The sequence below is a fragment of the Sphingopyxis sp. HIX genome (genome assembly GCF_001468285.1).
Classification (GTDB): Bacteria; Pseudomonadota; Alphaproteobacteria; order Sphingomonadales; family Sphingomonadaceae; genus Sphingopyxis.
On sequence record NZ_LNSB01000045.1, the window covers coordinates 1 to 26,650 of the forward strand.

Genomic DNA, 26,650 nt, shown 5'->3' on the forward strand with positions numbered 1-26,650 from the left:
GCAGGGGCGGACGCTCTTCTCCCCTCCCGCTTGCGGGAGGGGTCGGGGGTGGGCAACGACGTTGCCATGGCCCACCCCGCTGCGACTAACGAGCAAGCTCGTAAGTCTCGCTGCCCCTCCCGCAGGCGGGAGGGGAGGGGCTCACGCGTCCGCTGTCTAAAGCCCGCCTTCCCCATCGGCGTGCAGGCTCATCAGCGAATCCATCAGCCCGTCGTCGGCGCTCGAACACACCCCCAGCACCAGCGCCTCGTCGCAGCCTTCGGCGACGACATAGGCGTGGCCCATCGACGAATCGAGGTAGATGCCCTGGCCGACCTCGAGGATGATCGGATCGTAAAATTCGGTGTGCACCGCCATCCGCCCTTCGAGGACGTAGATGAACTCCTCGCCATGATGGTGGACGAGCTCGCCGAATTCGGTCGCGCTGTGCGCGCGGATGCGCGTCAGGATCGGGATCATGCGCTTCTGGCGCAGGTCGGTGCAGAGATAGTGATAGTCGTAATTGTCGGTGGTCACGCGCACCGCATTGTCGAGCGTGCCGACGCTGCGTCGCCCGGTCACGCGCGGCGAGGCCTCCTCCGATTCCTCGGCGAACAGGTCGGACATGCGCATGTTCAGCCGCTGGCTGAGCTGCTGGAGCTTGTCGTAGCTCAAGGTCAGCCGGTCGTGCTCGACCTTCGACAGCGTCGACACGGGGATGCCCGACTTCGCGCTCATCTCCTTGAGCGTCCAGCGATTCCGCGACCTTATCCCGCGCATCACCTCGCCGAGCGTCGGCGGTTTGCTGCGGCTTGCCATCAAAGTCGCCATAAGCCGTTTGACAATTTTCTAATCAGGATCATTATGTCCCTATTGGGCTAACAGATGTCAGCCCTTGGTAAGGGGTCGCGCTGCTCGCTGCAAGGGCCAGTGAGGGCGCCGCAAAAAGGGAGGTGGCGATGCGTTTCGTTCGCAAGCTGATGATCGGACTGGCGGCGCTCGCCGCGGTCCCGCTGATGGCGCAGGGGCCGGTCCCCGCGCCGCCCGCCAAAAAGGCCGAGGCGCCCGCGCTGCCCGCGGTCAAGGCGCCCGCCGCGCCGGTCGCGCTCGACCGCGCCGATCTCGAGGCGTGGCTCGACGGTTATCTCCCCTATGCGCTCGAACGCGGGCGCATTCCGGGCGCGGTCGTCGTCGTCGTCAAGGACGGCCAGGTCGTGCTGGAGAAGGGCTACGGCTATTCGGACGTCGCGAAACGCGCGCCGGTGCTGCCCGAATCGACGCTCTTCCGCCCCGGCTCGGTGTCGAAGCTCGTCACCTGGACCGCGGTGATGCAACAGGTCGAACGCGGCAAGATCGATCTCGACAAGGACGTCAACGCCTATCTCGATTTCAAGATTCCCGCCTTTGAGGGCAAGCCGATCACGATGCGCAACATCATGACGCACACCGCGGGGTTCGAGGAATCCGTGCGCCACCTGATCAGCAGCGATCCCAAGGCGGTGATGACGCTGAAGAAACAGATGCCGCTGGCGCTGCCCGAACGCGTCTTTGCGCCGGGCACGACCCCTGCTTACTCGAACTACGCCACCGCGCTCGCGGGCTATATCGTCGAGCGGGTGAGCGGCGAGGATTTCGACTCCTATGTCGAAAATCACGTCTTCAAGCCGCTCGGCATGACGCACGCGACCTTCCGCCAGCCGCTGCCGAAGGCGCTCGAAGCGCATATGTCGAAGGGCTATCCCGACATCACCGGGAAGGCGCAGCCCTTCGAAATGGTGATCCCCGCGCCCGCGGGCAGCCTGTCGGCGTCGGGCGCCGACATGGCCAAGTTCATGATCGCGCACTTGAGCGACGGCGCCGGGCTGATGAAGCCCGAAACCGCGAAGATGATGCACGATTACAAGGCGCCGGGCGTCGGCCCGCTCAACAGCATGGCGCTCGGTTTCTACGAACAATGGGTCAACGGCCACCGCGCGATCGCGCATGGCGGCGACACCGTCTGGTTCCATTCCTATCTGTGGCTCTTCCCCGACAGCGACATCGGCCTCTATATCTCGATGAACGCCCCGGGGCAGGCGGGCGACGCGGGCGCGGTGCGCAGCGCGCTGTTCCACAAATTCGCCGACCGCTATCTGCCCGGCACCGAAAAGCCCGGCACCGTCGATGCCAAGACCGCCAAGGCGCACGCGCAGATGATGGTCGGCCATTATGTCAGCAGCCGCGGCAGCTTCACCAATTTTCTGAGCGTGCTTGGCCTGCTCGGCCAGGCGCAGATCGGGGTGACCGAGGACGGCAAGCTCAGCTTCCCCGCGCTCGACGGGCTCGGTGCCGGCGCGCGCGACTGGGTCGAGGTCGAACCCTTCGTGTGGCGCGACACCGGCACCGGCGAGCGGCTCGCCGCCGAGGTCAAGGACGGCCGCGTCGTCCGCATGAGCGTCGACGCGGGCTCGCCCTTCATGGTGTTCGAACCCGCCCCCGCGGCGACCAACAGCGCCTGGCTCAGCCCCGCGATGCTCTTCGCGCTGGCGATGGTCCTACTCGCGGCGCTCGCCTGGCCGGTGCGCGCGCTGGTGCGCCGCAGTTATAAAGCGGAATTCGCGCTGACCGGACCGTCGCTCCGCGCCTACCGCCTGTCGCGCGTCTTCGCCTGGCTGGTGATCGCGGCGCTGGTCGGCTGGGGTGCGCTGATCGCGGCCTTCTCGGCCGATATCGGCAGCATCGGGGGGCCGCTCGACTGGCTCATCCACCTGCTGCGCATCCTGACCCCGCTCGCGAGCTTCGGCCTGTTGGCGACCGCGGGCTGGCACCTGGTGCGCACGGTCAAGGACAAGCGCGCCTGGACGATGAAGCTCGGTGCGGTGCTGCTCGTGCTCGCCGCGCTGGTGCTCGTCTGGGTGACGCTGGTCTTCCACCTCTACGGCTTCGACATGGTGTATTGATGGCGACCATGGACCGGCAGAAACTGGCGCTCGACCTTCGGGTCGAGCGCTTTCCCTACCACCAGCCCTTCCGCATCTCGGGGCATGTCTTCACCGAGACGGCCTTGCTCGTCGCCGAGTTGTCCGACGGCACGCACAGCGGGCGCGGCGAGGGGGCGGGGGTCTATTATCTCGGCGACGATATCGACCATATGCTTAGCCAGGCGACCGTCGTGCGTCCGGCGATCGAGGCGGGCGCGACGCGCGCCGAGCTGCAGCACCTGCTGCCCCCCGGCGGCGCGCGCAACGCGATCGACTGCGCCTATTGGGAGCTCGAAGCGAAGCAGGCGGGGCGGCCCGTGTGGGAACTCGCCGGGTTGGCGGCGCCCAAGGCCCTGCGCTCGACCCTGACGCTCGGCGCCGACGCGCCGGGCAGGATGGCGCGCGCGGCGCTCACCATCGACCCGGAGGCGCCGGTGAAGGTCAAGCTCACCGGCGATTTGGGCGACGACATCGCGCGCGTCGAGGCGATCCGCGCGGCGCGGCCCGAAGCGTGGATCGGGGTCGATGCCAACCAGGGCTATGACGCCGCCACCTTGCGCAAACTGCTCCCGATACTCACCGCGAACGGCGTGGCGCAACTCGAACAGCCGCTGAAGCGCGGGCGCGAGGCCGATCTCGACGGCCTCAAGCGTCCGCTCCCGTTCGTTGCCGACGAAAGCGCGGTGACGCTTGCCGACACCGCCTCGCTGATCGGCCGCTTCGACGTGGTGAACATCAAGCTCGATAAATGCGGCGGGCTGACCGAGGGGCTGGCGATCGCGCGGCAGGCGAAGAAGCTGGGGCTCGACGTGATGGTCGGCAATATGATGGGCACCAGCCTGTCGATGGCGCCCTCCTATCTGGTCGGCCAGCTCTGCGACATCGTCGACCTCGACGGTCCAACCTTCCTCGCGCGCGACCGCGCGCCGGGGGTCGAATATCGCGGGGGGATGATCCGTTGTCCGGAAGAAATCTGGGGTGGGTAGGCTCCCATCCCTCGTCCCCCCGGACCTGATCCGGGGTCCCGCTTTTCGATGTGGCTGAGCGGGACCCCGGGGTCGAGCCCGGAGTGACGAAAAAGTCGACAACATGTCCTATTTGGGTTGACAATTTTCTGATTAGGACAATAGTCTCAAATTTGTAAAACATACTCGTGGAGGGTGGAATGAGTCGGTCATTCCCGCTGACGCGCCGCGCGCTTGTCGCCGGTGTGGTGGGGAGCGCCGTGTCGGCGCCGATGATCAATCGCGGGGCGTTCGCTTTCGCCGCCGCCCCCGCGCGCAGCTATTCGCGCCGCGCGGTCGATCTCGTCGCGTCGTCGCTGGTCATCGACATGCTCGCGCCGCTCAAGATCACGCTGTCGCCCGACTATGTGACGCGCCGCCTGACCGACGCCGAGGCGGCGGAGTTTCGCGCCAGCGGCATCACGGGCTTCCACAATGCCTTCGGCCTCGGCGGCCCCGATGCCCGCGCGCAAGCGCTCGAATATCTCGCGGCGTGGCAGCATTTTGCGGGGCATAATGCGCATGTCTTTTCGCTCGTCGGCGACGTCGCCGACCTCGACCGCGCCAAGTCCGAGAAAAAATGCGCGGTGATCATGGGCATCCAGAATGCCGAGCATTTCGAGAAGGTCGAGGATGTCGCGACCTTTCGCCGCCTCGGCCTCCGCTGCGCGCAGCTCACCTACAACAGCCAGAATATGATCGGGTCGGGCAGCACCGAGCGCGTCGACGGCGGGGTCAGCGACTATGGCGCCGCGATCATCGCCGAGATGGAGAAGCAGAAGATGCTGATCGACGTCTCGCACTGCGGCGACCGCACGACGCTCGACGCGATCGAACTGGCGAAAGGCCCGATCGCGATCACCCACAGCAACGCGCGTGCGCTGGTCGACCATGTGCGCGTCAAGACCGACGAAGCGATCAAGGCGCTCGCGGCGAAGGGCGGGGTGATGGGCATCACCGGGGTGCGCATGTTCGTGCGCGCCAGCGACCCGACCAACGTCGGGCATATGGCCGACCATATCGACCATGTCGCGAAACTGACGGGAATCGAGCATGTCGGCATCGGCTCCGACGCCGACCTCCACGGCTACGACGACATGGAGCCGTCCGAATATGCCGCGCTCAAGGGCAGCTACAAGGCGAGCTACGGCTTTCGCGACAAGATCGACATCGACGGTTTCGACCATCCCTTGAAGGTCTTCGACCTGACCGAGGAACTCATTCGCCGGGGTTATTCCAACAACAACATCACGGCCGTGCTCGGGGGCAATTTCCGCCGCCTGCTTGGTCAAGTCTGGGGGTAAGACGATGAAAAAGACTGTTTTGATTGCCGCAAGCCTGACCGCGCTGATGGCTGCCATGCCCGCGCAGGCGCAGGACGCCGCCGCGGGCGAAACCGACGGAGAGATCGTCGTCACTGCGCAGAAGCGCGTCCAGAATGTCCAGGACGTGCCGATCTCGATCGCGGTGGTCAGCGGCGAGGCGCTGCAGGAACAGGGCTCCGCCTCGCTCGTCGACTATGCGGGCTATGTTCCCGGCATGAACGTCAGCAACGGCGGCACGCCCGGCCAGACCACAATCACGCTGCGCGGCGTCGCGCCTTTGAACGCGGCGCAGACCGTCGGCATCTATCTCGACGACGCGCCGGTGGGGTCGAGCGCGCTCTACAATCGCGCCGGCTCCTTCACCATCGACCTGATGCCGTACGACCTCGAGCGCATCGAGGTGCTCAAGGGGCCGCAGGGCACGCTCTACGGCGCAAGCTCGATCGGCGGACTCGTCAAATATGTCACCGTCCAGCCCGACACGACGCAGTTCAAGGTCCGCGCCGGCGTCGAGGGTTTCACGATCAAGGATGCCGGCGGGCTCGGCTGGGGCGGGCAGGTGTTCGTCAACGCGCCGATCGCCACCGACACGCTCGCGGTGTCGGGCAGCTTCGCGTGGCGCAAGACGCCCGGCTGGGTCGACAGCGTCAACAACGCCGGGCTCAAGGACCAGAACGACTATGAACAGCGCGGCGGCCGCCTAGCCCTGCTGTGGCAGCCGACCCCCGAACTCAGCGTCAAGCTGGCGGGCATCTGGCAATCGCTCGATTCGGACGGCAATGGTCTTTATGCGGCCGATCTGACCGGCCAGCGGCTCGGCAACGGCCACTCATTCAACAATTATGTCCCCGAATCCTATGACATCGACCTCGACTATTATTCGGCAACGCTCGACTATGATTTCGGCGCGGCGACGCTGACCTCGGCGACGACCTACAGCAAGACGCAGAGCCGGCAGGTGCAGGATGCGAGCTATGCGTTCGGCGTGCTCTTCCCGCTGCTCACCGGCGGCGCGATCGCACCCGGCATCACGCCCTTCTACCTCGACCTCGGGCTCGAGAAATGGACACAGGAGCTTCGCCTCGCGTCGCCGAGCGGCGGGACCTTCGAGTGGATGGTCGGCGGATTCTTCACCGACGAAACCACCAGCAATTCGCAGTTGGTGCGTTCGTTCGACATGGCGGGCAACCCGATCGCGCCGCTCGATCCGCTCGCGATCGTCGGCCTGCCGGCGACCTACAAGGAATATGCGGTCTTCGGCAACGCCACCCTCAAGCTCAGCGAACGGTTCGAGGTCACCGGCGGGCTGCGCTGGGCGCGCAACGAGCAGACCTTCACCCAGATCAGCTCGGGCGCGATCGTGCCGACCGCGAACGACCCCGGCACGTCGGAGGAAAGCGTCTGGACCTTCTCGGTCAGCCCGCAGTTCCACATCAACGAGGATGCGATGCTCTATGCGCGCGTCGCGACGGGCTATCGCCCCGGCGGTCCGAACGTCATCGTCCCCAATGTCCCGCCCAGCGTCGATGCCGACCGCATGACCAATTACGAGGTCGGGCTGAAGGCCGATTTCGCCGATCGCATGGTGACCGTCGACGCCGCCTTTTTCTGGATGGACTGGACCGACATCCAGGTCACCCGCGCCTTCGGCGGCGTGTCGGGCGGCGCCAACGGCGGCAAGGCGACGAGCAAGGGCTTCGAGGGCAGCATCGCGCTGCGCCCCGCGCCCGGCCTGACGATCAGCGCGACGGGCAGCTACACCGACGCGACCTTGAGCGAGGATGTGCCCGAGATCAGCGGCGTCGATGGCGACCGCCTGCCCGCGGTGCCCAAGTTCAGCGGTGCGCTGCGCGCCGATTACGAGTTCGAGCTCGGTGGCAGCACCAAGGGCAGCTTCGGCGCGGGCATACGCCACGCGAGCAACCGCCTGTCGCTGGTCGAGAGCGATCCGCTGGTGGCGGTGGCCAAGCCCTACACCTCGGTCGACCTCAACGCGTCGGTGACCTTCAACGACCATTGGACGGCGCGCGCCTATGTGCGTAACCTGCTCGACAACAAGGGGGAGATGGCGCGGTCGACCTTCGCCAATGGCCTGAACCAGCCCAGCTTCCTCGGCATTTCGCCGCTACAGCCGCGGACGATCGGCGTCGCGCTCGACATGTCCTTCTGACGCGACGGGAGAGACCAAGATGAACGCGCCCACCGGACGCTTGTCCGAACGATTGACGCTGCCGCAGCCCTATCTGCTGTTCCTCGGCGACACCACCGAAGCAAGCTTCGCGAAGACCGCCTTCGGGCTCGCGGACTGGGCGGCGGACCGCTGCGTCGGGGAGTTTTCCGCCGCGGGCTGCACCGTCACCACCGGCCTGCCGCGGCTCGATCCCGCGGCGGCCAAGGCGGCAGGCGCGCGCTCGCTGGTGATCGGCGTCGCCAACCAGGGCGGCGTCATCGGCGATACCTGGGTCGCGATCCTGATCGAGGCGATGGAGGCGGGGCTCGACGTCGTTGCCGGGCTGCACACGCGGCTAACCAGCGTCCCCGCGCTGGTCGAGGCGGCGCGGCGCACCGGCCAGCGACTGATCGACGTGCGCACCCCGCCCGCCGACATCCCGATCGGCACCGGGATCAAGCGCACGGGCAAGCGCCTGCTGACCGTCGGCACCGACTGCGCGCTCGGCAAGAAATATACCGCGCTCGCGCTGCACCGCGCCTTTGTCGAAAGGGGCTTCGACGCCGACTTCCGCGCCACCGGCCAGACCGGGATCATGATCGCGGGCGGCGGCATCCCGATGGATGCGGTGGTCTCGGACTTCGAGGCCGGCGCGGCCGAAATCCTGAGCCCCGATGCGCCCGCCGATCATTGGGACCTGATCGAGGGGCAGGGGTCGATCTTCAACCCCGCCTATGCCGCGGTGTCGCTGGGCCTGCTCCACGGCAGCCAGCCCGACGTCTTCGTCGTCTGCCACGATCCGTCGCGCAAGGTGATCCTCGGCATGGAAAGCTTCGCGCTGCCGAGCGTCGAGGAGGTCATCGACCTCACGATCCGCCTCGGCAGCCGCACCAACCCCGCGATCCGCTGCGGCGGGGTCAGCCTCAACACCTCGAGCCTCGGCGCGGGCGAGGCCGAGGCGCTGCTGGGCGCCGAAAGCCGGCGGCTCGGGCTGCCGGTCGCCGACCCGATCCGCGGCGGCGCGGCCTTTGCGGCGCTCGTGGACAGCTGCCTCGCATGATCGGTGCCGAACCAGCCGGAGGGTCGAGCTGGTTCCAGCGCTTCCTGCTCCCCGGCTTCGCGCTCAAGGCGGTGATCATCGGCGGCGGCTATGCCACCGGCCGCGAGCTCGCCGAATATTTCGTGCCCGCGGGGCCGTGGGGCGGGCTTGCCGCGATGCTGCTCGCGACCTTCGTCTGGAGCGTGGTCGCGGCGTTGACCTTCGCGCTCGCGCGCAAGATGAGCGCCTATGACTATCGTGCCTTTTTCGAAGGCCTTCTGGGCCCAGGCTGGATCGCCTTCGAAATCGCCTATCTGATCTTCGTCATCCTGATCCTCGCGGTGTTCGGCGCCGCGGCGGGGGCGATCGGCGCCGCGACCTTTGGTTGGCCCGAATGGCTGGGCTCGCTGCTGCTCGGCGTGGCGATCGTCGCGGTGACGGCGTGGGGCACCGGCGTCGTCGAGCAGATGTTCAAATATGTCTCGATCCTGCTCTACACCGTCTACGCCCTCTTCCTGATCATCGCGCTCGCCAGCTTCGGCGACCTGATCGGTCAGGGTTTCGCGACCGCGCCGCCGCCGTCGGGCGACTGGATGTCGGGCGGGCTGACCTATGCGAGTTACAATATCGTCGGCGCGGTGGTGATCCTGCCGGTGCTGCGCCATTTGACCAGCCAGCGCGACGCGGTGCTTGCGGGGATCATCGCGGGGCCGCTGTCGATGCTGCCCGCGATCCTCTTTTTCGTCGCGATGATGGCGTTCTACCCCGCGATCGGCGCCGAGACGCTGCCGTCCGATTTCCTGCTGCGGCAGATGACGGTGCCGGGTTTCCATGTCCTGTTCCAGGTGATGATCTTCGCCGCCTTGCTCGAAAGCGGCGCGGGGGCGGTGCATGCGATCAACGAGCGCATCTCGGGCGCGATCGAGAGCCGCGGCCGCGCGCCGCTCACCACCGGCGCGCGCGCGGCGATCGGCGCGGTGATCCTCGCGGGCTGCATCTTCGTTGCGGGGCGCATCGGGCTCGTCGACCTGATCGCGAGCGGCTATCGCTTCCTCGCCTGGTTGTTCCTCGGGGTGTTCGTCGCGCCCTTGCTCACCATCGGTGTCTGGCGCCTGCTGCGTCCCGCCCCCATTGCCCCCATGGAGACCGTGTCATGAAACACGTCCGCATCATTGCCCTGTCGCTGCTCGCGACCACCGCCGTCCCGGCGTGGGCCGAACCGCCCAAGGATTTCGGGACCGAGGTCGAGGCGCTGCGCAAGGAGATCGGCGCGACCGGGGTGTCGATCGCGATCGTCGAGGACGGCAAGACCACGATGTCGCGCGGCTGGGGCGAGCGGAAGCTCGGCGAGCGCGCGCTGGTCGACAAGGAGACCATCTTCCAGACCGGCTCGACCGGCAAGGCGATGACCGCCGCGGCGCTCGCGATCCTCGTCGACGAGGGCAAGATCGGCTGGGACGACCCCGTCATCGAGCATATGCCCTGGTTCCGCATGTACGACGCCTGGGTCACGCGCGAGATCACGATCCGCGATTTGCTCGTCCACCGCAGCGGACTGGGGCTGGGGCAGGGCGACCTGATGTTCGTCCCGCGCACGCACCTCACCCGAAAACAGACCGTCGAACGCGTTGCCCATCTCAAGCCCAAGACCAGTTTCCGCTCGGCCTATGCCTATGACAATATCCTCTACGCCGTCGCCGGCCAGCTGATCGAGGAGGTTACGGGTCAGACCTGGGAAGTATTCATCCGCGAAAAGCTGCTGCGCCCCGGCGGCATGAAGAACGCGACCAGCGACAGCGAGGACCGCTTCCGCATCGCCAACCGCTCATGGCCGCACGCGCGGCTGAACGGACCGCTGCGCGGGCTCGGCGACCAGCAGGCGCTGAACGAGCGCGACGAACTGGGCCGCAACGGCGCGCCCGCGGGCGGGCTTGCGCTCAGCGCCGACGACATGGCGGCATGGCTCAAGATCCAGCTCGCGCACGGCGCACTGCCGAACGGGAAAAAGCTATTCAGCGAAGCGCAGGCGGCCGAGATGTGGAAGCCGGTGACCCCGATGCCGATCACCCAGTTGCCCGAGCAGCTGAAAGCCGCGCAGCCGATGCAGCAGGCCTATGCGCTCGGCTGGCAGGTGCAGGATTATCGCGGCCACCGCATCATCTCGCACGGCGGCGGCGTGTTCGGCTCGATCACCCGCGTCGTGATGATTCCCGACAGACAAGTCGGCTTCGCGATCATGATGAACAATGAAGAGAGCGGCATGCTGCTCGGGCTCACCTATCGGCTGCTCGACCATTATCTGGACCAGCCCGACATCGGCTGGACGACGAAATGGCAGGATTGGTACAAGGAGCGGCTTGCCGGCGGCGTCGAATATCTGAAGCAGGCGCAGGCCTCGCCCGCGAAGGTCGGCCCGTCGCTCGACCCCGCGCGCTATGCCGGGCGCTACCGCGATCCCTGGTATGGGGACATCGTCGTCGCGAACACGGCGCAGGGGCTGACGATCGACTTCACCTCGACCCCGCGCATGGTCGGGCGGCTCAAGCATTGGCAGTATGACAGCTTCGTCACCGAATATGACGACCCCGCGATCGAACCCGCCTATGTGACCTTCGCGCTCGATGCCGACGGCAAGGTGACGGGCGTGACGATGAAGGCGGTGAGCAAGATCGCCGACTTCAGCTGGGACTATCACGACCTCGACCTGAAGCCGGTGGAGGAGAAGAAGTGAAACAGCTCGCGATCCTGCTCGCCACCGCCTCGCTCGCCGCCTGCACCGCCGCGAAGGAGGACGGCGCCGCGCCTAACGATGACCGGCCGCTGCACAGCCGTTTCCTGACGCTCGACACCCACCTCGACACCTCGCTCCATTTCGAGCGCGCGGGGTGGAGCTTCGCCGATCCGCACACGCTGGAGGGCGACATCGTCCAGGTCGATATCCCGCGGATGAAGGCGGGTGCGCTCGATGGCGGTTTCTTCGTCATCTACACCGAACAGGGGCCGCTGACGCCGCAGGGCTATGCCGACGCGCTCGCCTTCGCGCGCGGTCGGTCGGACCTGATCGATGCGACGATCCGGAAGCATGGCGACCTCATCGGCCCCGCGCTGACCGCCGCCGACGCGCGCACGCTCGACAAGGCGGGCAAGCTGATCGCGTACAAGTCGATCGAGAACAGCTATCCCTTGGGCGACGATGTCGCGCTGCTCGCCGAATTCTACAAGAAGGGCGTCCGCATGGCGGGCCCGGTGCATTCGAAGACCAACCAGTTCGCCGACAGCGCGACCGGCGAGGCGAAGTGGAAGGGGCTGAGCCCGCTCGGCAAGCAGTGGGTGGCGGAGATGAACCGGCTGGGCATGGTGATCGACGCGAGCCATGCCTCGGACGCCACCTTCGACCAGCTGCTCGCATTGTCGAAATATCCGATCATCCTCTCGCACTCGAGCCTGCGCTCGGCGAACGACCACCCGCGCAACCTCGACGAGGGGCGGCTGAAGGCGCTCGCGGCGAAGGGCGGCGCGATGTGCATCTCGACGATCTTTATGTCGGAGATGAACATGACCCCCGCGCGCGGCGCGCTGTTCGGCCAATATGAGCGGATCGGCAAATTGTCGCCGCAAGAGCAGGCCGAGCTCAACCGCCAATGGCGCGAGCTCGACAAGCGCGAGCCTTTGTGGGCCGCCGATTTCGAGGCCTATATGAAGATGGTGCTGCGCGCGATCGAGGTCGGCGGGGTCGACCATATCTGCTTCGGCGCCGATTGGGACGGCGGCGGCGGGCTGCCCGGGATCGAGGATATTTCGGCGCTGCCCAAGGTCACCGAGCGGCTGAAGGCCGCGGGTTATTCGGACGCCGACCTCGAAAAGATGTGGAGCGGCAATGTGCTGCGCGTGCTGGCGGCGCAGGGCGGCAAATGATCCGTTCGGCCCTGCTGGCGCTCGCGCTGCTCGCCCCGGCGGCGTCGCCGGCGCAGGAGGCGCCGCGCGCCGACCATCATATGCATATCCAGAGTCGGCTGATCACCGATCAGCTGCGCGCGATGCAGGCTGCGGACCCCGCCATATTCGACGGCATCTCCGTCGACCTGTTCACCGAGCGGAGCGGCGCGGATGCGGTGCGCGAGCTCGACCGCGCGGGCATCGACAAGGGGGTGCTGCTGTCGGTCGGCTATATGTTCGGCTTCTCCGCGGTGCCGATGGAGCCCGCGGTCCGGGCCGAGCGGATGCGCGCCGAGAACCGCTACAATGTCGACGCCGCGCTGGCGTCGAAGGGGCGGCTCGTGGCCTTCGTCGGGATCAATCCTTTCGCCCCCAACGCGTTGGGCGAGCTCGATTATTGGGCGAACCAGCCTGGGGCATCGGGCATCAAGCTGCACCTCGGCAACAGCGGCTTCGACACCGCGAACGCCGAACAGGTCGATACGCTCGGCCGCTTCTTCGCCGCGGCGCGCAAGGCGCGCCTGCCGCTGGTCGTCCATCTGCGCGGCGCGGCGCCGTTCAGCGGGGCGAGCGTCAACATCTTCATCGACAAAATCCTGGCGCAGGCGGGCGACCTGCCGGTGCAGATCGCGCACGGCGGCGGCTATGCCGGGATCGACCAGCCGACGCTCGAAGCGCTCGACGCCTATGGCGCGGCGATCGCGCGCGGGGCGCCGGGCACCGCCAATCTGGTGCTCGATATTTCGGCGGTGATGCAGTTCGATCCGGCAAAACTGCCCGATGCGAAGACGTCGACCGAGACGCGCAGTTACGAGGAGATGCGCGGGCTCTATGTGGCGGGGATGCGGCGCATCGGGCTCGATCGTTTCGTGCTGGCGAGCGACTGGCCCGCGCTCGCGCCCGTGGCCGAATATTTTGCGCGCGAGCGCGAAATGCTGCCCGTGACCGACGCCGAATGGAAGCAGCTGTGCGGCAATCTGGCCCCCTATCTACGTCCCGGATGGCAACAGCCCTAGGGTCAGGACCTTGGGTGCCTCGGCCACGTCGACGAGATGGACGGATCGGGTCGCTATATGATGGACGATAGCCAGGAGCATCCGGCCGGATTCGGGTGTCGCAAAGCGGGCCGGATGCGCATAACAGGCCCGACATGACCGCCGCCGTCGATCCCTTTTTCGCGATCTCGATCAGCCGCCTCGCGCACCAGATGAAGGCGGCGGGCGAGCCCGTGATCCATATGGAGTTCGGCCAGCCCTCGACCGGCGCCCCCGCCGCCGCGGTGGCGCGCGCGCAACAGGTGCTGGCCGAGGACGGCATGGGCTATTGGGAAAGCCCGGCGCTCAAGCAGCGGATCGCACGCTACTATCAGGAGATGCATGGCGTCGCGGTCGATGCCGAGCAGGTGATCCTGACCTGCGGCGCCTCGCCAGCCTTCGTGCTCGCGCTGACCTGCGCCTTCGCGCCCGGCGCGCGCGTCGCCCTCGCGCGGCCGGGCTATGTCGCCTATCGCAATACGCTCAAGGCGCTGCACATGGTGCCCGTCGAGATCGGCTGCGGCGAGGCCGAGCGCTTCCAGCTGACCGCCGCCGCGGTCGAGGCGCTCGACCCCGCGCCCGAGGGGCTGATCGTCGCCAGCCCCGCCAACCCGACCGGCACGGTGATCGAGGCGGCCGAAATGGCCGCGATCGCCGCGGTCTGCCGGCGGCGGAACATCCGCATCGTCTCCGACGAAATCTATCACGGCCTCTCCTATGTCGGGCCGGTGCCGTCGATGCTGCAGGAGTCGCCCGACGCCTTCGTCGTCAACAGCTTCTCCAAATATTACAGCATGGCGGGCTGGCGGCTCGGGTGGCTGGTGGTGCCGCCCGACCAGATCGACGCGGCGCGCGCGCGGATGGGCAATCTGTTCCTGACCCCGCCCAGCCTTGCCCAGCATGCCGGGCTCGTCGCCTTCGACGAACGCGAAGAGTTGGAGGGGCATCTCGCGACCTACAAGCGCAACCGCACCCTGCTCCTCGACCGGCTGCCCGCGATGGGCCTGCGCCGTATCGCACCGCCCGACGGCGCCTTCTATATCTATGCCGACATCGGGCACCTGACCGACGACAGCATCGCCTTCTGCCGGCAATTGCTGGTCGATACCGCGGTCGCGACCGCGCCGGGTGTGGACTTCGACCCCGTCGACGGATCGCGCTTCATGCGGCTGAGCTTTGCGGTCTCGAGCGAAGAGATCGAGGAGGCGTGCGGCCGCATGGCACCCTGGTTCGCGAATTACGCGCAGCGGCCCTAGCGGCATCGCCTCCCCAAGAATTTCTATTCGGCCCCGGCCCCGCCGCCGCTTGCCTCGCTTTCCCGCGCGTGCAAGGGAAGCCCTCGCATAAACCTATGCGGGAGAGATTTGGCGATGCACTTCGACGTGGTGATCGTGGGGGCGGGGCATGGCGGCGCGCAGGTCGCGGTAGCGCTGCGCACGCAGAAGTTCGAAGGCAGCATCGCGATCGTCGGCGACGAACCCGAACTCCCTTATGAACGCCCGCCCTTGTCGAAGGAATATTTCGCGGGCGAGAAGGAATTCGAACGCATCCAGATCCGCCCAGCCAAATATTGGGACGAGCGCGAGGTCACGATGCTGCTGAACACGCGCGTCGTCGCGGTCGATCCCGCGGCGCGCAGCGTCACGACCGAGGGCGGCGAGACGATCGGCTATGGCAAGCTCGTCTGGGCCACCGGCGGGGCCCCGCGCATGCTGCCGATCCCCGGCGGCGACCTCCCCGGCGTACAGGGCGTGCGCACCCGCGCCGATGCCGATGCGATGAAGGCGGCGTCGGAGACCGCGGGGCAGATCGTCGTGATCGGCGGCGGCTATATCGGGCTCGAGGCCGCGGCGGTGCTGCGCAAGGCGGGCAAGCCCGTGGTGCTCTTGGAAGCGCTCGACCGCGTGCTCGCGCGCGTCGCGGGCGAGGATCTGTCGCGCTTCTACGAGAAGGAACATCGCGACCATGGCGTCGATCTGCGGCTCGGCGTCCAGGTCGTCGCGATAGAGGGCGAGGATCGCGCTACCGGCGTCCGCCTCGGCACCGGCGAGGTCATTCCCGCCGATCTCGTCATCGTCGGCATCGGTATCGTGCCCGCGGTCCAGCCGCTGATCGCGGCGGGGGCGCATGGCGGCAATGGGGTGCTCGTCGACCATCATTGCAAGACCAGTCTCGCCGACATCTACGCGATCGGCGACTGCGCCGCGCACGAGAACGATTTTGCCGAAGGCGCGGTCATCCGGCTGGAATCGGTGCAGAATGCCAACGACCAGGCCAATGTCGTCGCCAAGGGCATCTGCGGCGACGAAGCGCGCTATCACGCCATCCCCTGGTTCTGGTCAAACCAATATGATCTGAAGCTCCAGACCGCGGGACTGTCGACCGGCCACGACGCGACGGTGCTCCGCGGCGACCCCGCGACGCGCAGCTTCTCGATCGTCTATCTGAAGGGCGGCAAGGTCATCGCGCTCGACTGCGTCAACGCCACCAAGGACTATGTCCAGGGCCGGATGCTCGTCACCGCGGGTCTCGTCGCGACGGCGGAACAACTCGCCGATGTCGAGACGCCGCTGAAGAGCCTGCTGCCGGCCTGATCAACCCGGCGGCGGCGCGGCGGACGGTTCGTCGCCCAGCGTGCGTTTCAGCGTTGCCTTGATATTGCGCAGCAGGCGCCGCAGCGCGATGATCACGATCACCGCCGCGACCAGCATCAGGACCGCGATGACGATCGCGACCGGCGGATAGGCGATCGCGAGCGCGATCAGCCCGCCCGTCGCGACATCTTCGCCGGTCGATACCACGACGTTGCTGAAGGGCTCGGGGCTGGCATTGACCACCGCACGCGTCGTCGCCTTGGCGCCATGGCTGACCAGCGCGCCGCCGCCGCCGAGCAGGAAGGCGACCACCTGCCACGCCGGGTCCGAACTATCGACCAGCGCGAGCGCGAGCAGCGCGCCGCCCAGCGGGCGGATCACCGTATGGACGGCGTCCCACGCCGAATCGACCCACGCGATCTTGTCGGCCAGGAATTCGGCGAGCGTGCCGACCCCCGCGACTCCCAGCACCCAGGGGTTCGCCAATATCTGCAGCGCCTGCAGATGCTCGGGCAGCGGCAGCCAGCCGAAATGCATCGCGATCCCGGTGGCGAGGATGGTGAGGTAGAGCCGCCAGCCCGCGAGCAGGCTCAGGCTGCCCGCGACGCCCAATATCTCGACGATGCCCATCGACCCGCTCCCACCGCCATCCTGCGATTGCCATCTTGCACCCGGCTCGCTGCGTCGGCAATGCCGGATGACAGACAGAGAAGAGAGGATGATCGCCGATGGCCACGAGCGATACGGAAAAACTGCCCGACGGCGCGATCCCCGCCGCCACCCTCGTCATCATGCGCCCGTCCGAGAGCGGCGGTCCCGACGAGATATTGATGGTCAAGCGCGCGGCGAACATGGCCTTCGCGGCGGGCGCGATGGTCTTTCCGGGCGGGCGGATCGATCCCGACGACTATCTGGTCGCGCACCGCCACGGCTATGCCGAGATGGACCCCGACGGCGCGGCGCGCGTCGCGGCGCTGCGCGAAACGCTCGAGGAAACCGGGCTCGCGGTCGGCTGGCCGACGCTGGGCGAGGCGGAGGTTCCGGCGGTGCGCCAGGCCTTGCTCTCCGAACGGCTGCTGTCCGAAATCCTGACCGAGCGCGGCGACCGGCTCGAGCTTAACGCGTTGATTCCTTTTGCGCGCTGGTGTCCCAATTTCAAGGAAGCGCGCACCTTCGACACGCGCTTCTTCGCGGTCGAGGCGCCCGAGCACGGACACGAACTGACCATCGAGGAGGCCGAGCACAGCCACATCTTCTGGGCCAGCGCCCGCGCCACGCTGGCGATGGCCGACCGCGGCGAGGTGTCGATCATCTTCCCGACGCGCCGCAATCTCGAAAAGCTGGCGCAGGCCGATGATTTCGCCGCATTTTCGGCACATGCCGACGCCCATCCGGTCGAACTGGTGACGCCGTGGATCGAAGAGCGCGGCGGGGAGTCACATCTCTGCATCCCCGGGCACCTCGGCTATCCCGTGACGAGCGAGCCTTTCGAGCGCGTGCGCCGCGGCTGAACGAGGGCTCGCGGAGGAACTTTCCCGAGATTTAGCAGAATCATAAGAAATGGTGCAGTACGGCAAAACGCCTTGCAATATCTGGCAGCGCTGCCTAGAAGGGCGAGGCAGAAGCGGTTTGGGGGTGATTCCCCGGAGCGATTCGAGAAGATCAAAATTCCAGTGGATGGAGAAAAAGATGAACCTGCTCAAGAAAGCTGCGATCTCCCTCGCCGCGACTTCGATGCTTGCGGCTCCGGTTGCTGCTTCGGCTGCACCCGCCATGTCGGCGGTGTCGTTCGACGACGTGAACGCCGTTTCGGCCGTTGAAGGCCAGAGCGAGCTCGAAGGCAGCACCAGCTGGATCATCGCGCTTCTGGCGCTGATCGCCATCATCGGTGGCATCGTGATCGCCGCGGGCAACAACAGCGACGATCCGACCAGCCCGTAAGCTGGCGCGTCCACGCACGAGTTTCAAAAGGCTCCGAGCTAAGGCTCGGGGCCTTTTGCACGTCTGGCTGGTGGGCGGCGCGTTGGGCGCTGGGTGGCCGGTATCGGGCGTCGGCTGCCGTTCTATCATCGTCACGCCGCGTTTGACCCGGGGTGACGGTCGTTCGAATAGATATAGCTTGTGATCCCCGGCGACAGCCGGGGCCCAGATGGGGCTAGCGCGGCCTTTTCCTCATAGGCCCCGGCTTTCGCCGGGAATCCCATAACAGCAGCCACACGGCCCCAAAGCGCCCTTCATCGCCGCTCAGGGCGTGATCCCGAAACCCGAATATTCGGCGTCGATGCGGCCCTGCTGCAGCCGCGCGAGCGCGAGGTCGGCCTGGCCGCCGGCGCGGTCGTCGCCGCGCAGCTTGACGATGCCGCGCATATAGAGCGAACCCGGCATGTTCGGGCTGATCTTGAGCGCGGCGTCGAGGTCGGCGCGCGCCTCCTCCATCCGGCCCAGGCGGAAGAAGACCATCGCGCGGCTGTCGAGCACCGCCGCGGGATCGTCGGTGAGCTCGATCGCGCGGGTGCAGTCCTTGAGCGCCGATTCGAGCTCGAACGAGCGTGTGCCCTTGAGCCAGCAGAGACCATTGAGCAGACCGGGGTCGCCCGGCCGCTCGGCGAGCGCCTCGGCGAGCAGCGCGGCGCCCTCTTCGGCGCGTCCCGCCTTGCCGAGCGTCTCGGCCTTGAGCGCGACCCAGCCGCGCTTGTCCTTCGCCGCGGCGATCTGTTCGTCGTTGAGCGCGAGCGAATCGTCATACTGCTTGAGCTCGGCGAGCAGGCGGATCTTGTAGTCGAGCGCACTTTCCGAGCCCGGATCGAGCGCCAGCACCTCGTCGGTGTCGGCGAGGGCCGCCTTGAATTCGCCGGTGTCGAAATAGAGGTCGGCGCGGCGCAGATAGGTCGCGGCGTCGGCCTCGCGCTTCAGCGCTTCGCCGAGGTCGGCGATCGCGGCCTTGGGTTCGAAGATGCCGCTGTGGAAGGCGGCGCGGTTGAGATAGCCGTTCGCTGCCTCGGGGTCGTCGTCGATCGCCTTTTGATAGGCCGCGAGCAGCGGGCCGAGGCGCTTCGCCTTCTTGGCTTCGGCGATCTCCTCGGTGCGCGAAGGAAAGCCCGCGGGGGCGCGCAGGCGGAATTCGCGCTGCTTGGCGGCGGCGGTCGCCGCGCGCGCGGCGGGCAGCTGGTCGACCGCGACCTCGCGCCCGGTGGTCCAGATCGTCTCGCGCTGTTCGAGGCTGTTGCCGGCGAGCTTCGCCTCGCGCTGCATGCCGATGCCCGCGATCATCAGGTCGGCGGCGGTGTCGCCCTCCATCGCGAAACCCTCGGCGCGCGGCAGCTTGAGGCTGATTTCGCGCACGATCAGGCCGGGCTGGCCGCCCGCGACGGGGATGGTGCGCCAAGCGGCGCGGCTGCGGTCGGCGCTGACCTCGAAATCGCCGACCAGCCCGTCGAGTTTGACATAAGGACGCTGCTCGTCGCGGACCCACGGCAGATTGCCGACGCCCGCCGCACGGATCGTCGCGGTGCCCGCGGCCTCGTCGATCTCGATCGAGCGCGTGTGGATCTGGCCGTTGTTGACGAAGTCGCCGAGCGCGCCCTGCGCGAGGTTGCGCAATTGTTCGGGGGTCGCCTGCGCCGCCATGCCCGTCATGCGCGTCGCAAGCTCGCCGCGCATCGTGAAGCGCATGTCGAAAAGCGGCGGGAAGGCGGTGCCCGCCGACTGGTCATAGGCGATGCTGACGGTCATGTCGGGCCGCGCCGGGCGCCGCACCGGCAATGCCGCGAGGTCATGGCCGGCCGTCGTCAGCGGCAGCGCATGGCGGAAGGGCGGGACGTCGGCGAGGTCCTCGACATGCGTGCCCGCGGTGGTGCCGTCGAGCCAATAGTCGGTGCCGTCGATCGCCGCCTGGACGATGACATGGTCGAAGGCGCCGAGCGTGGGTAGCCGGTCGGGCAGCGCATCGCCGAGCGTCGAATGGACGAGCGTCGGCTGTGCCGCGATGCCGAGCCGATCGAGGACCGCGAGCAGCAGCAGGGTCTTCGCCTTGCAGTCGCCATAGCGCAGCGTCCAGGTCTCCTCGGGCTGCTGCGGGACATAGTTGCCGTTGGCTAGGCCGTTGTAGAGATAGCGGATCTCGTTCTGGACAAAGGCCAGCGCGGCGGCGGCGCGCGCCTTGGGATCCTTGGCCGAGGCGGCGATCTTGTCGATCGCGGCGGCGAGCGTGCCGCCCTCCTTGACCGTGCCCGCCGTTGCATAGAGCGGCGCGACGGTGCGTGACAGGTCGGTCCAGCTGGCGAAGGTCGAAAATTCGAGCCCGGGCGGGCGGCGATAGCGCAGCGGCGCATCCTGCGGCATCTCGTCCTGCTTGATCACCGGCTGGGCCTGGGTGAGGACGTGGTAGGCGCCCCCCTCGTTTACGACGTCGGCCTCGACCGGCGCGATGCCCTTGCCGAAGGCCTTCCACTTCACCGGCAGCGCCTTGGGCCAGAGCACGCGGAGCGAGCCCTGCGCCATCGCCGCGGGTTTCGCCTGGACGTCGGCAAAGGCCTCGCCATTGCCCGCGAGCACGTCGCTGCGTTCGACGACGGTCACCGAGAAGCGCACCGTGTCGCCGACGCGCAGGTCCTCGATCGCCGCGGTCGCGGTGAGCAGTCCGTCGATCATCTTCTGCTCGAACGCGGTTTCGCGGCGGAGCACGGTGAGCTTCAGCCCCTGCGCGAGCAGGTCGATGGTGGCGCCGCCGCGGACGATCTCCAGCTTGTGGACGATCAGGTCGTCGCGGTCGGGCTGCCACACGAATTGCAGGTCGTCCCAGTTGCGCAGCGCGTCGGCCGTGGCGATACGAAAGGCGTGGTCGGTGAAGGTCGAGCGTTTGTCGGCCTCGATCAATATCTGTTCGTCGCTGAGCAGCCAGGGTGTCGCGGCGTCGCCCGCGGGCAGCGGCCCGGCGTGCGGCACGACCCACGCCGCGGGCGCGCCATAGGCCGGCGTGTCGGCGGCAAAGGCGGGCGCGCTGAGCGCGAGGGCCGAGGCGGCCAGAAAAACGGCAAGCTGACGCACGAAATGAAACTCCCCCTGATCGCCCTCATCTAGCTTGGATCATGTGCGTTACCAATGTCTTTGCAGCGCACTCATGGAAAAAGAATGGCAAGCGGCCGACTGTTCGGGGCGCCTCGAGGTCACGAACTTCCCCGGTGCTGCACGACTATTCCGTTACCTTTGTGCCCTTGGCGGGGACCTGCTGTTCGCGCATCGCGGCGCGGACGAGGCTCATGGTCCGGGTGCAGCGGACGGCGACCGCGCCGCCGCGAGGCTACGGACGGTGGTGACGGGTGCCGGGCGGGAGGCGACGCCGGTGTAACCCACCTTCGTCACCGCGGGCTTGACCCGGGGCCTGCCTTTTCTTTGATCCGACGTCGAAAGAAGGAAGGCGGGTCCCGGGTCAAGCCCGGGATGACGACTTAATAAGCGGCAGTTCCCCACCCCAAAGCCGACGTCGCCTTCAAATAAGGCTTTCCTACATTATCCGGCTGTGCCAGCCTTCATCCGTTGGGTGAGCGCGGCCGCTGCCGGCTGGCCGATGCGATCACGGCGCGAGGTCCAAATCGGCGCGTGCAGGGCTGAACTTTCCTGAACTTTGGAAGGTCACGCCGCCTTCGAACGCCAGCGCGGCTCGCCATCCCGAAGCCGGCGCAACGCTCGCCCGGTACCGCCGTACAGCTAGAGGTCGACCCCGCGATTCGCGCGCGACCGCGCCAGCGGGATCGCCTGTCGTGCCCGCTCCGTCGCGGCGGGGTCGACCGGCGCCACGACCAGCGCAAAATCCTCGCCCGGCACCCCTTGCGCCTCGCCCAGCACCTCGCCCCACGGCCCGACCGCCAGGCTATGCCCATAGGTCGACCGCCCGTCGGCATGCACCCCCGCCTGCGCCGCGGCGAGCACATGACAGCCGGTCTCGATCGCCCGCGCGCGCATCAGGACGTGCCAATGCGCCTCGCCCGTCGAAACGGTGAAGGCCGCGGGGATCGCGAGCAGTTCCGCGCCGCGCTGGGTCAGCGCGCGATAGAGTTCGGGGAAGCGCAAATCGTAACAGATGCTGAGCCCCAGCCGTCCCACCGGCGTGTCGACCACGGCCGGCGCCTCGCCGCCCGCATAGCTCGACGATTCGCTCCAATTCTCGCCCGACGGCAGCGACACGTCGAACATGTGGATCTTGTCGTAGCGCGCGACGACCGACCCGTCGGCGGCGACCACATGGCTGCGGTTGACCCGGCGGCTGCCGTCGTCGGACAGGAAGGGCGCCGATCCGGTGTGGATCCAGAGGCCATGGCGCCGCGCCATCGCGCCATAGGTCGCGATCCAGGCGCTATCCTCCTCGCGCGCGATGTGGACCGCCGACCGCGCGCGGTCGGCGGTCCACATCGCGCGCGAGGAGGATAGCGCCTGGATCGCGACCTATGGCGCGATGGCGCGGCGCCATGGCCTCTGGATCCACACCGGATCGGCGCCCTTCCTGTCCGACGACGGCAGCCGCCGGGTCAACCGCAGCCATGTGGTCGCCGCCGACGGGTCGGTCGTCGCGCGCTACGACAAGATCCACATGTTCGACGTGTCGCTGCCGTCGGGCGAGAATTGGAGCGAATCGTCGAGCTATGCGGGCGGCGAGGCGCCGGCCGTGGTCGACACGCCGGTGGGACGGCTGGGGCTCAGCATCTGTTACGATTTGCGCTTCCCCGAACTCTATCGCGCGCTGACCCAGCGCGGCGCGGAACTGCTCGCGATCCCCGCGGCCTTCACCGTTTCGACGGGCGAGGCGCATTGGCACGTCCTGATGCGCGCGCGGGCGATCGAGACCGGCTGTCATGTGCTCGCCGCGGCGCAGGCGGGGGTGCATGCCGACGGGCGGTCGACCTATGGGCATAGCCTGGCGGTCGGGCCGTGGGGCGAGGTGCTGGGCGAGGCGCAAGGGGTGCCGGGCGAGGATTTTGCGCTGGTCGTGGCGCCGGTCGACCCCGCCGCGACGGAGCGGGCACGACAGGCGATCCCGCTGGCGCGGTCGCGCGCGAATCGCGGGGTCGACCTCTAGCTGTACGGCGGTACCGGGCGAGCGTTGCGCCGGCTTCGGGATGGCGAGCCGCGCTGGCGTTCGAAGGCGGCGTGACCTTCCAAAGTTCAGGAAAGTTCAGCCCTGCACGCGCCGATTTGGACCTCGCGCCGTGATCGCATCGGCCAGCCGGCAGCGGCCGCGCTCACCCAACGGATGAAGGCTGGCACAGCCGGATAATGTAGGAAAGCCTTATTTGAAGGCGACGTCGGCTTTGGGGTGGGGAACTGCCGCTTATTAAGTCGTCATCCCGGGCTTGACCCGGGACCCGCCTTCCTTCTTTCGACGTCGGATCAAAGAAAAGGCAGGCCCCGGGTCAAGCCCGCGGTGACGAAGGTGGGTTACACCGGCGTCGCCTCCCGCCCGGCACCCGTCACCACCGTCCGTAGCCTCGCGGCGGCGCGGTCGCCGTCCGCTGCACCCGGACCATGAGCCTCGTCCGCGCCGCGATGCGCGAACAGCAGGTCCCCGCCAAGGGCACAAAGGTAACGGAATAGTCGTGCAGCACCGGGGAAGTTCGTGACCTCGAGGCGCCCCGAACAGTCGGCCGCTTGCCATTCTTTTTCCATGAGTGCGCTGCAAAGACATTGGTAACGCACATGATCCAAGCTAGATGAGGGCGATCAGGGGGAGTTTCATTTCGTGCGTCAGCTTGCCGTTTTTCTGGCCGCCTCGGCCCTCGCGCTCAGCGCGCCCGCCTTTGCCGCCGACACGCCGGCCTATGGCGCGCCCGCGGCGTGGGTCGTGCCGCACGCCGGGCCGCTGCCCGCGGGCGACGCCGCGACACCCTGGCTGCTCAGCGACGAACAGATATTGATCGAGGCCGACAAACGCTCGACCTTCACCGACCACGCCTTTCGTATCGCCACGGCCGACGCGCTGCGCAACTGGGACGACCTGCAATTCGTGTGGCAGCCCGACCGCGACGACCTGATCGTCCACAAGCTGGAGATCGTCCGCGGCGGCGCCACCATCGACCTGCTCGCGCAGGGGCTGAAGCTCACCGTGCTCCGCCGCGAAACCGCGTTCGAGCAGAAGATGATCGACGGACTGCTCACCGCGACCGCGGCGATCGAGGACCTGCGCGTCGGCGACACGGTGCGCTTCTCGGTGACCGTCGTCGAACGCAGCGACGTGCTCGCGGGCAATGGCGAGGCCTTTGCCGACGTCCAGGCGAAACCCGCGGCGATGGCGCAGGGCTCGCTCCGCGTGCTCTGGCCCAAGGCGCTGCCGGTGAAGTGGAAGGCCTTCGGCAAGGGCATCGCGCCGGTCGAGGCCGACGTCGTAAACGAGGGGGGCGCCTACCACGTCCTCACCCAGGCCCAGCCGGTGATCAAGCAGGACGAGATGCCGCAGGATGCGCCGCTGCGCTATCGCCGCCCGCCCGGGCTCGAATTTTCGACCTTCGCCAGCTGGACCGACCTGTCACGCACCGTCGCGCCGCTCTATGCAACGGCGGGCACGGTCAAGGAGGGCGGCACGCTCGCCGCCGCGATCGACAAGATCGCCGCCTCGGCCAAGGATCCCAAGGCGCGCGCCGCCGCCGCGCTGGCCTTTGTCCAGAACGAGATCCGCTATCTCTACAACGGCCTAGCCAACGGCAACTATGTCCCGCAGCAGCCCGAGGAGACCTGGACGCTGCGCTATGGCGACTGCAAGGCGAAGACCCTGCTGCTGCTCGCGGTCCTCGATCGGCTCGGCATCGCGGCACAGCCGACGCTCGTCCATTCGACGCTCGGCGATGCGCTGCCCGACCGGCTACCCACGCTCGGCGCCTTCGACCATGTCATCGTCCAGGCGGCGATCGACGGCACCGACTATTGGCTCGACGGCACCACCGCGGGCACGCATGTCGAGGACCTCGCCGACGTCCCGCCCTTCCGCCATGCGCTGCCGCTGACGACGGCCGGCCATGACCTCGCGGCATTGCCGGTGCGGCGCCCGGCGCGGCCCGACATGACCGTCAGCATCGCCTATGACCAGTCGGCGGGCACCGCCTTCCCGCCGCTTTTCGACATGCGCTTCACGATGCGCGGCGAGCTTGCGACGCGCATGACGGGCATGGCGGCGCAGGCGACCCCCGAACAATTGCGCAACCTCGCGCAGGGCGCGCTCGGCGACTTCGTCAACAACGGCCAGATCCACACGCGCTCGATCGAGATCGACGAGGCCGCGGGCACCGCGACGATCCGTGCGGCGGGCGTCGGCAATCTGCCGTGGGTCCGCGACGAGCAGCGTCCTTATGTCAAACTCGACGGGCTGGTCGGCGATTTCGAGGTCAGCGCCGACCGCAGCCGCGCCGCTTGGCGCACCATCCCCGTCGCGGGCGGCCAGCCCGGCCTGATCGTGCGCGAAATCAGCCTCAAGCTGCCGCGCGCCGAGGGTTTCGCGATGGAGGGCGACACCGCCGCCGACCTGATGATCGCGGGCATCGGCATGCAGCGCGAGGCGAAGCTCGCCGGCAACAGCCTCGAACAGCGCGAGACGATCTGGACCACCGGGCGCGAGGTCGCGGTCGACCAGCTGCCCGCCGCGCGCGCGGCGACCGCCGCCGCCAAGCAGCGCGAATTCCGCCTGCGCGCCCCCGCGGGCTTTCCTTCGCGCACCGAGGAGATCGCCGAAGCCAAGAAGGCGAAGCGCCTCGGCCCGCTGCTCGCGGCCTATCAAAAGGCGATCGACGACGACCCCGAGGCAGCGAACGGCTATCTCAACCGCGCCGCCTTCCACAGCGGCATCTTCGAACCCAAGGCCGCGATCGCCGACCTCGGCGAAGCGCTGAAGCGCGAGGCCGACGCCGCGACCTATCTGCGCCGCGCCGACCTCTATTTCGACACCGGCGAATTCAAGGCGGCCCTCGCCGACACCGACGAGGTGCTGGCGCTCGATCCGGGCTCGGAAAGTGCGCTCGACTACAAGATCCGCCTGCTCGCCGAGCTCAAGCAGTATGACGATTCGCTCGCGCTCAACGACGAACAGATCGCCGCGGCGAAGGACAAGCGCGGCTGGGTCGCGCTCAAGGCCGAGACGCTCGGCAAGGCGGGACGCGCCGAAGAGGGCGCCGCGCTGCTCGCCGAGGCGCTCGCCGAGCGGCCGGGCGACCCCGGTCTGCTCAATGGTCTCTGCTGGCTCAAGGGCACACGCTCGTTCGAGCTCGAATCGGCGCTCAAGGACTGCACCCGCGCGATCGAGCTCACCGACGATCCCGCGGCGGTGCTCGACAGCCGCGCGATGGTCTTCTTCCGCCTGGGCCGGATGGAGGAGGCGCGCGCCGACCTCGACGCCGCGCTCAAGATCAGCCCGAACATGCCGGGTTCGCTCTATATGCGCGGCATCGTCAAGCTGCGCGGCGACGACCGCGCCGGCGGCCAGGCCGACCTCGCGCTCGCGCGGCTGCAGCAGGGCCGCATCGACGCCGAATATTCGGGTTTCGGGATCACGCCCTGAGCGGCGATGAAGGGCGCTTTGGGGCCGTGTGGCTGCTGTTATGGGATTCCCGGCGAAAGCCGGGGCCTATGAGGA

General features: G+C 67.8%; 19 protein-coding genes. 15 read left to right on the forward strand and 4 right to left on the reverse strand.

What is annotated here, in order from left to right; all coding sequences use genetic code 11:
- Positions 1-156 precede the first annotated feature (156 nt).
- Positions 157-810 (reverse strand): helix-turn-helix domain-containing protein, encoded by a 654-nt coding sequence (locus ATE62_RS18610; RefSeq protein ID WP_231736312.1) that lies wholly within the window; start codon positions 808-810, stop codon positions 157-159.
- 128 nt (positions 811-938) lie between these two features.
- Here ATE62_RS18610 and ATE62_RS18605 point away from each other — a divergent pair, with 128 nt between their 5' ends.
- The 11 genes from ATE62_RS18605 to ATE62_RS18555 all read left to right on the forward strand — a co-directional run bounded on the left by ATE62_RS18605 (position 939) and on the right by ATE62_RS18555 (position 16,041).
- On the forward strand, positions 939-2,918 hold the full coding sequence (locus ATE62_RS18605; protein ID WP_058806377.1) for a serine hydrolase domain-containing protein: 1,980 nt from the start codon (positions 939-941) through the stop codon (positions 2,916-2,918).
- Positions 2,918-3,925 (forward strand): dipeptide epimerase, encoded by a 1,008-nt coding sequence (locus ATE62_RS18600; protein ID WP_058806376.1) that lies wholly within the window; start codon positions 2,918-2,920, stop codon positions 3,923-3,925. Before ATE62_RS18605 ends, ATE62_RS18600 begins: the two co-directional genes overlap by 1 nt.
- Before the next feature lie 179 nt (positions 3,926-4,104).
- On the forward strand, positions 4,105-5,247 hold the full coding sequence (locus ATE62_RS18595; protein WP_058806375.1) for a dipeptidase: 1,143 nt from the start codon (positions 4,105-4,107) through the stop codon (positions 5,245-5,247).
- A 4-nt stretch (positions 5,248-5,251) separates the two neighbouring features.
- Positions 5,252-7,438, forward strand: coding sequence for a TonB-dependent receptor (locus ATE62_RS18590; RefSeq protein WP_058806374.1), 2,187 nt, complete (start codon positions 5,252-5,254; stop codon positions 7,436-7,438).
- A gap of 19 nt (positions 7,439-7,457) precedes the next feature.
- Positions 7,458-8,498 (forward strand): DUF1611 domain-containing protein, encoded by a 1,041-nt coding sequence (locus ATE62_RS18585; protein ID WP_058806373.1) that lies wholly within the window; start codon positions 7,458-7,460, stop codon positions 8,496-8,498.
- Positions 8,495-9,634 carry a YkvI family membrane protein gene (locus ATE62_RS18580; RefSeq protein ID WP_058806372.1) on the forward strand — a complete coding sequence of 380 codons (1,140 nt, stop codon included), beginning with the start codon at positions 8,495-8,497 and terminating at the stop codon, positions 9,632-9,634. The genes ATE62_RS18585 and ATE62_RS18580 overlap by 4 nt, the downstream gene beginning before the upstream one ends.
- Positions 9,631-11,208 (forward strand): serine hydrolase, encoded by a 1,578-nt coding sequence (locus tag ATE62_RS18575; RefSeq protein WP_058806371.1) that lies wholly within the window; start codon positions 9,631-9,633, stop codon positions 11,206-11,208. Before ATE62_RS18580 ends, ATE62_RS18575 begins: the two co-directional genes overlap by 4 nt.
- Positions 11,205-12,392: a dipeptidase gene (locus ATE62_RS18570; protein ID WP_058806370.1), complete on the forward strand. Its 1,188-nt coding sequence runs from the start codon at positions 11,205-11,207 to the stop codon at positions 12,390-12,392. The genes ATE62_RS18575 and ATE62_RS18570 overlap by 4 nt, the downstream gene beginning before the upstream one ends.
- Entirely contained in the window at positions 12,389-13,429 is a 1,041-nt protein-coding gene (locus ATE62_RS18565; protein WP_058806369.1) for an amidohydrolase family protein, read from the forward strand. Before ATE62_RS18570 ends, ATE62_RS18565 begins: the two co-directional genes overlap by 4 nt.
- A gap of 134 nt (positions 13,430-13,563) precedes the next feature.
- Positions 13,564-14,703: an aminotransferase class I/II-fold pyridoxal phosphate-dependent enzyme gene (locus tag ATE62_RS18560; RefSeq protein WP_058806368.1), complete on the forward strand. Its 1,140-nt coding sequence runs from the start codon at positions 13,564-13,566 to the stop codon at positions 14,701-14,703.
- A gap of 114 nt (positions 14,704-14,817) precedes the next feature.
- Positions 14,818-16,041, forward strand: a complete 1,224-nt coding sequence (locus ATE62_RS18555; protein ID WP_058806367.1) for an NAD(P)/FAD-dependent oxidoreductase — start codon at positions 14,818-14,820, stop codon at positions 16,039-16,041.
- On the opposite strand, the gene ATE62_RS18550 is transcribed toward ATE62_RS18555, so the two are convergent.
- The gene (locus tag ATE62_RS18550) at positions 16,042-16,671 is read right to left on the reverse strand and encodes a DUF4126 domain-containing protein (RefSeq protein WP_058806366.1); all 630 of its coding nucleotides are present in this window, start codon (positions 16,669-16,671) and stop codon (positions 16,042-16,044) included.
- Between the two features lie 98 nt (positions 16,672-16,769).
- Here ATE62_RS18550 and ATE62_RS18545 point away from each other — a divergent pair, with 98 nt between their 5' ends.
- Positions 16,770-17,552 (forward strand): NUDIX domain-containing protein, encoded by a 783-nt coding sequence (locus ATE62_RS18545; protein WP_058806365.1) that lies wholly within the window; start codon positions 16,770-16,772, stop codon positions 17,550-17,552.
- 178 nt (positions 17,553-17,730) lie between these two features.
- Positions 17,731-17,982: a hypothetical protein gene (locus ATE62_RS18540; RefSeq protein ID WP_058806413.1), complete on the forward strand. Its 252-nt coding sequence runs from the start codon at positions 17,731-17,733 to the stop codon at positions 17,980-17,982.
- Between the two features lie 303 nt (positions 17,983-18,285).
- On the opposite strand, the gene ATE62_RS18535 is transcribed toward ATE62_RS18540, so the two are convergent.
- The gene (locus ATE62_RS18535) at positions 18,286-21,087 is read right to left on the reverse strand and encodes a DUF3857 domain-containing protein (protein WP_058806364.1); all 2,802 of its coding nucleotides are present in this window, start codon (positions 21,085-21,087) and stop codon (positions 18,286-18,288) included.
- 660 nt (positions 21,088-21,747) lie between these two features.
- On the reverse strand, positions 21,748-22,449 hold the full coding sequence (locus ATE62_RS18530; RefSeq protein ID WP_058818581.1) for a carbon-nitrogen hydrolase family protein: 702 nt from the start codon (positions 22,447-22,449) through the stop codon (positions 21,748-21,750).
- Here ATE62_RS18530 and ATE62_RS18525 point away from each other — a divergent pair.
- Both ATE62_RS18525 and ATE62_RS18520 read left to right on the forward strand, forming a co-directional pair.
- A complete protein-coding gene (locus tag ATE62_RS18525; protein ID WP_058818581.1) occupies positions 22,412-23,113 on the forward strand; it encodes a carbon-nitrogen hydrolase family protein in 702 nt (233 codons plus the stop codon). The two genes, ATE62_RS18530 and ATE62_RS18525, sit on opposite strands and share 38 nt — an antisense overlap.
- Positions 23,114-23,773: 660 nt before the next feature.
- Positions 23,774-26,575 (forward strand): DUF3857 domain-containing protein, encoded by a 2,802-nt coding sequence (locus ATE62_RS18520; protein WP_058806364.1) that lies wholly within the window; start codon positions 23,774-23,776, stop codon positions 26,573-26,575.
- The last annotated feature ends 75 nt before the right edge of the window (positions 26,576-26,650 follow it).

Excerpts from the sequence above, each read along its gene's own strand:
- ATE62_RS18610 (WP_231736312.1), bottom strand. The coding sequence starts at position 810 with ATGGCGACTTTGATGGCAAGCCGCAGCAAACCGCCGACGCTCGGCGAG.
- ATE62_RS18605 (WP_058806377.1), top strand. The coding sequence starts at position 939 with ATGCGTTTCGTTCGCAAGCTGATGATCGGACTGGCGGCGCTCGCCGCG.
- ATE62_RS18600 (WP_058806376.1), top strand. The coding sequence starts at position 2,918 with ATGGCGACCATGGACCGGCAGAAACTGGCGCTCGACCTTCGGGTCGAG.
- ATE62_RS18595 (WP_058806375.1), top strand. The coding sequence starts at position 4,105 with ATGAGTCGGTCATTCCCGCTGACGCGCCGCGCGCTTGTCGCCGGTGTG.
- ATE62_RS18590 (WP_058806374.1), top strand. The coding sequence starts at position 5,252 with ATGAAAAAGACTGTTTTGATTGCCGCAAGCCTGACCGCGCTGATGGCT.
- ATE62_RS18585 (WP_058806373.1), top strand. The coding sequence starts at position 7,458 with ATGAACGCGCCCACCGGACGCTTGTCCGAACGATTGACGCTGCCGCAG.
- ATE62_RS18580 (WP_058806372.1), top strand. The coding sequence starts at position 8,495 with ATGATCGGTGCCGAACCAGCCGGAGGGTCGAGCTGGTTCCAGCGCTTC.
- ATE62_RS18575 (WP_058806371.1), top strand. The coding sequence starts at position 9,631 with ATGAAACACGTCCGCATCATTGCCCTGTCGCTGCTCGCGACCACCGCC.
- ATE62_RS18565 (WP_058806369.1), top strand. The coding sequence starts at position 12,389 with ATGATCCGTTCGGCCCTGCTGGCGCTCGCGCTGCTCGCCCCGGCGGCG.
- ATE62_RS18560 (WP_058806368.1), top strand. The coding sequence starts at position 13,564 with ATGACCGCCGCCGTCGATCCCTTTTTCGCGATCTCGATCAGCCGCCTC.
- ATE62_RS18555 (WP_058806367.1), top strand. The coding sequence starts at position 14,818 with ATGCACTTCGACGTGGTGATCGTGGGGGCGGGGCATGGCGGCGCGCAG.
- ATE62_RS18550 (WP_058806366.1), bottom strand. The coding sequence starts at position 16,671 with ATGGGCATCGTCGAGATATTGGGCGTCGCGGGCAGCCTGAGCCTGCTC.
- ATE62_RS18545 (WP_058806365.1), top strand. The coding sequence starts at position 16,770 with ATGGCCACGAGCGATACGGAAAAACTGCCCGACGGCGCGATCCCCGCC.
- ATE62_RS18540 (WP_058806413.1), top strand. The coding sequence starts at position 17,731 with ATGAACCTGCTCAAGAAAGCTGCGATCTCCCTCGCCGCGACTTCGATG.
- ATE62_RS18525 (WP_058818581.1), top strand. The coding sequence starts at position 22,412 with ATGTGGACCGCCGACCGCGCGCGGTCGGCGGTCCACATCGCGCGCGAG.
- ATE62_RS18530 (WP_058818581.1), bottom strand. The coding sequence starts at position 22,449 with ATGTGGACCGCCGACCGCGCGCGGTCGGCGGTCCACATCGCGCGCGAG.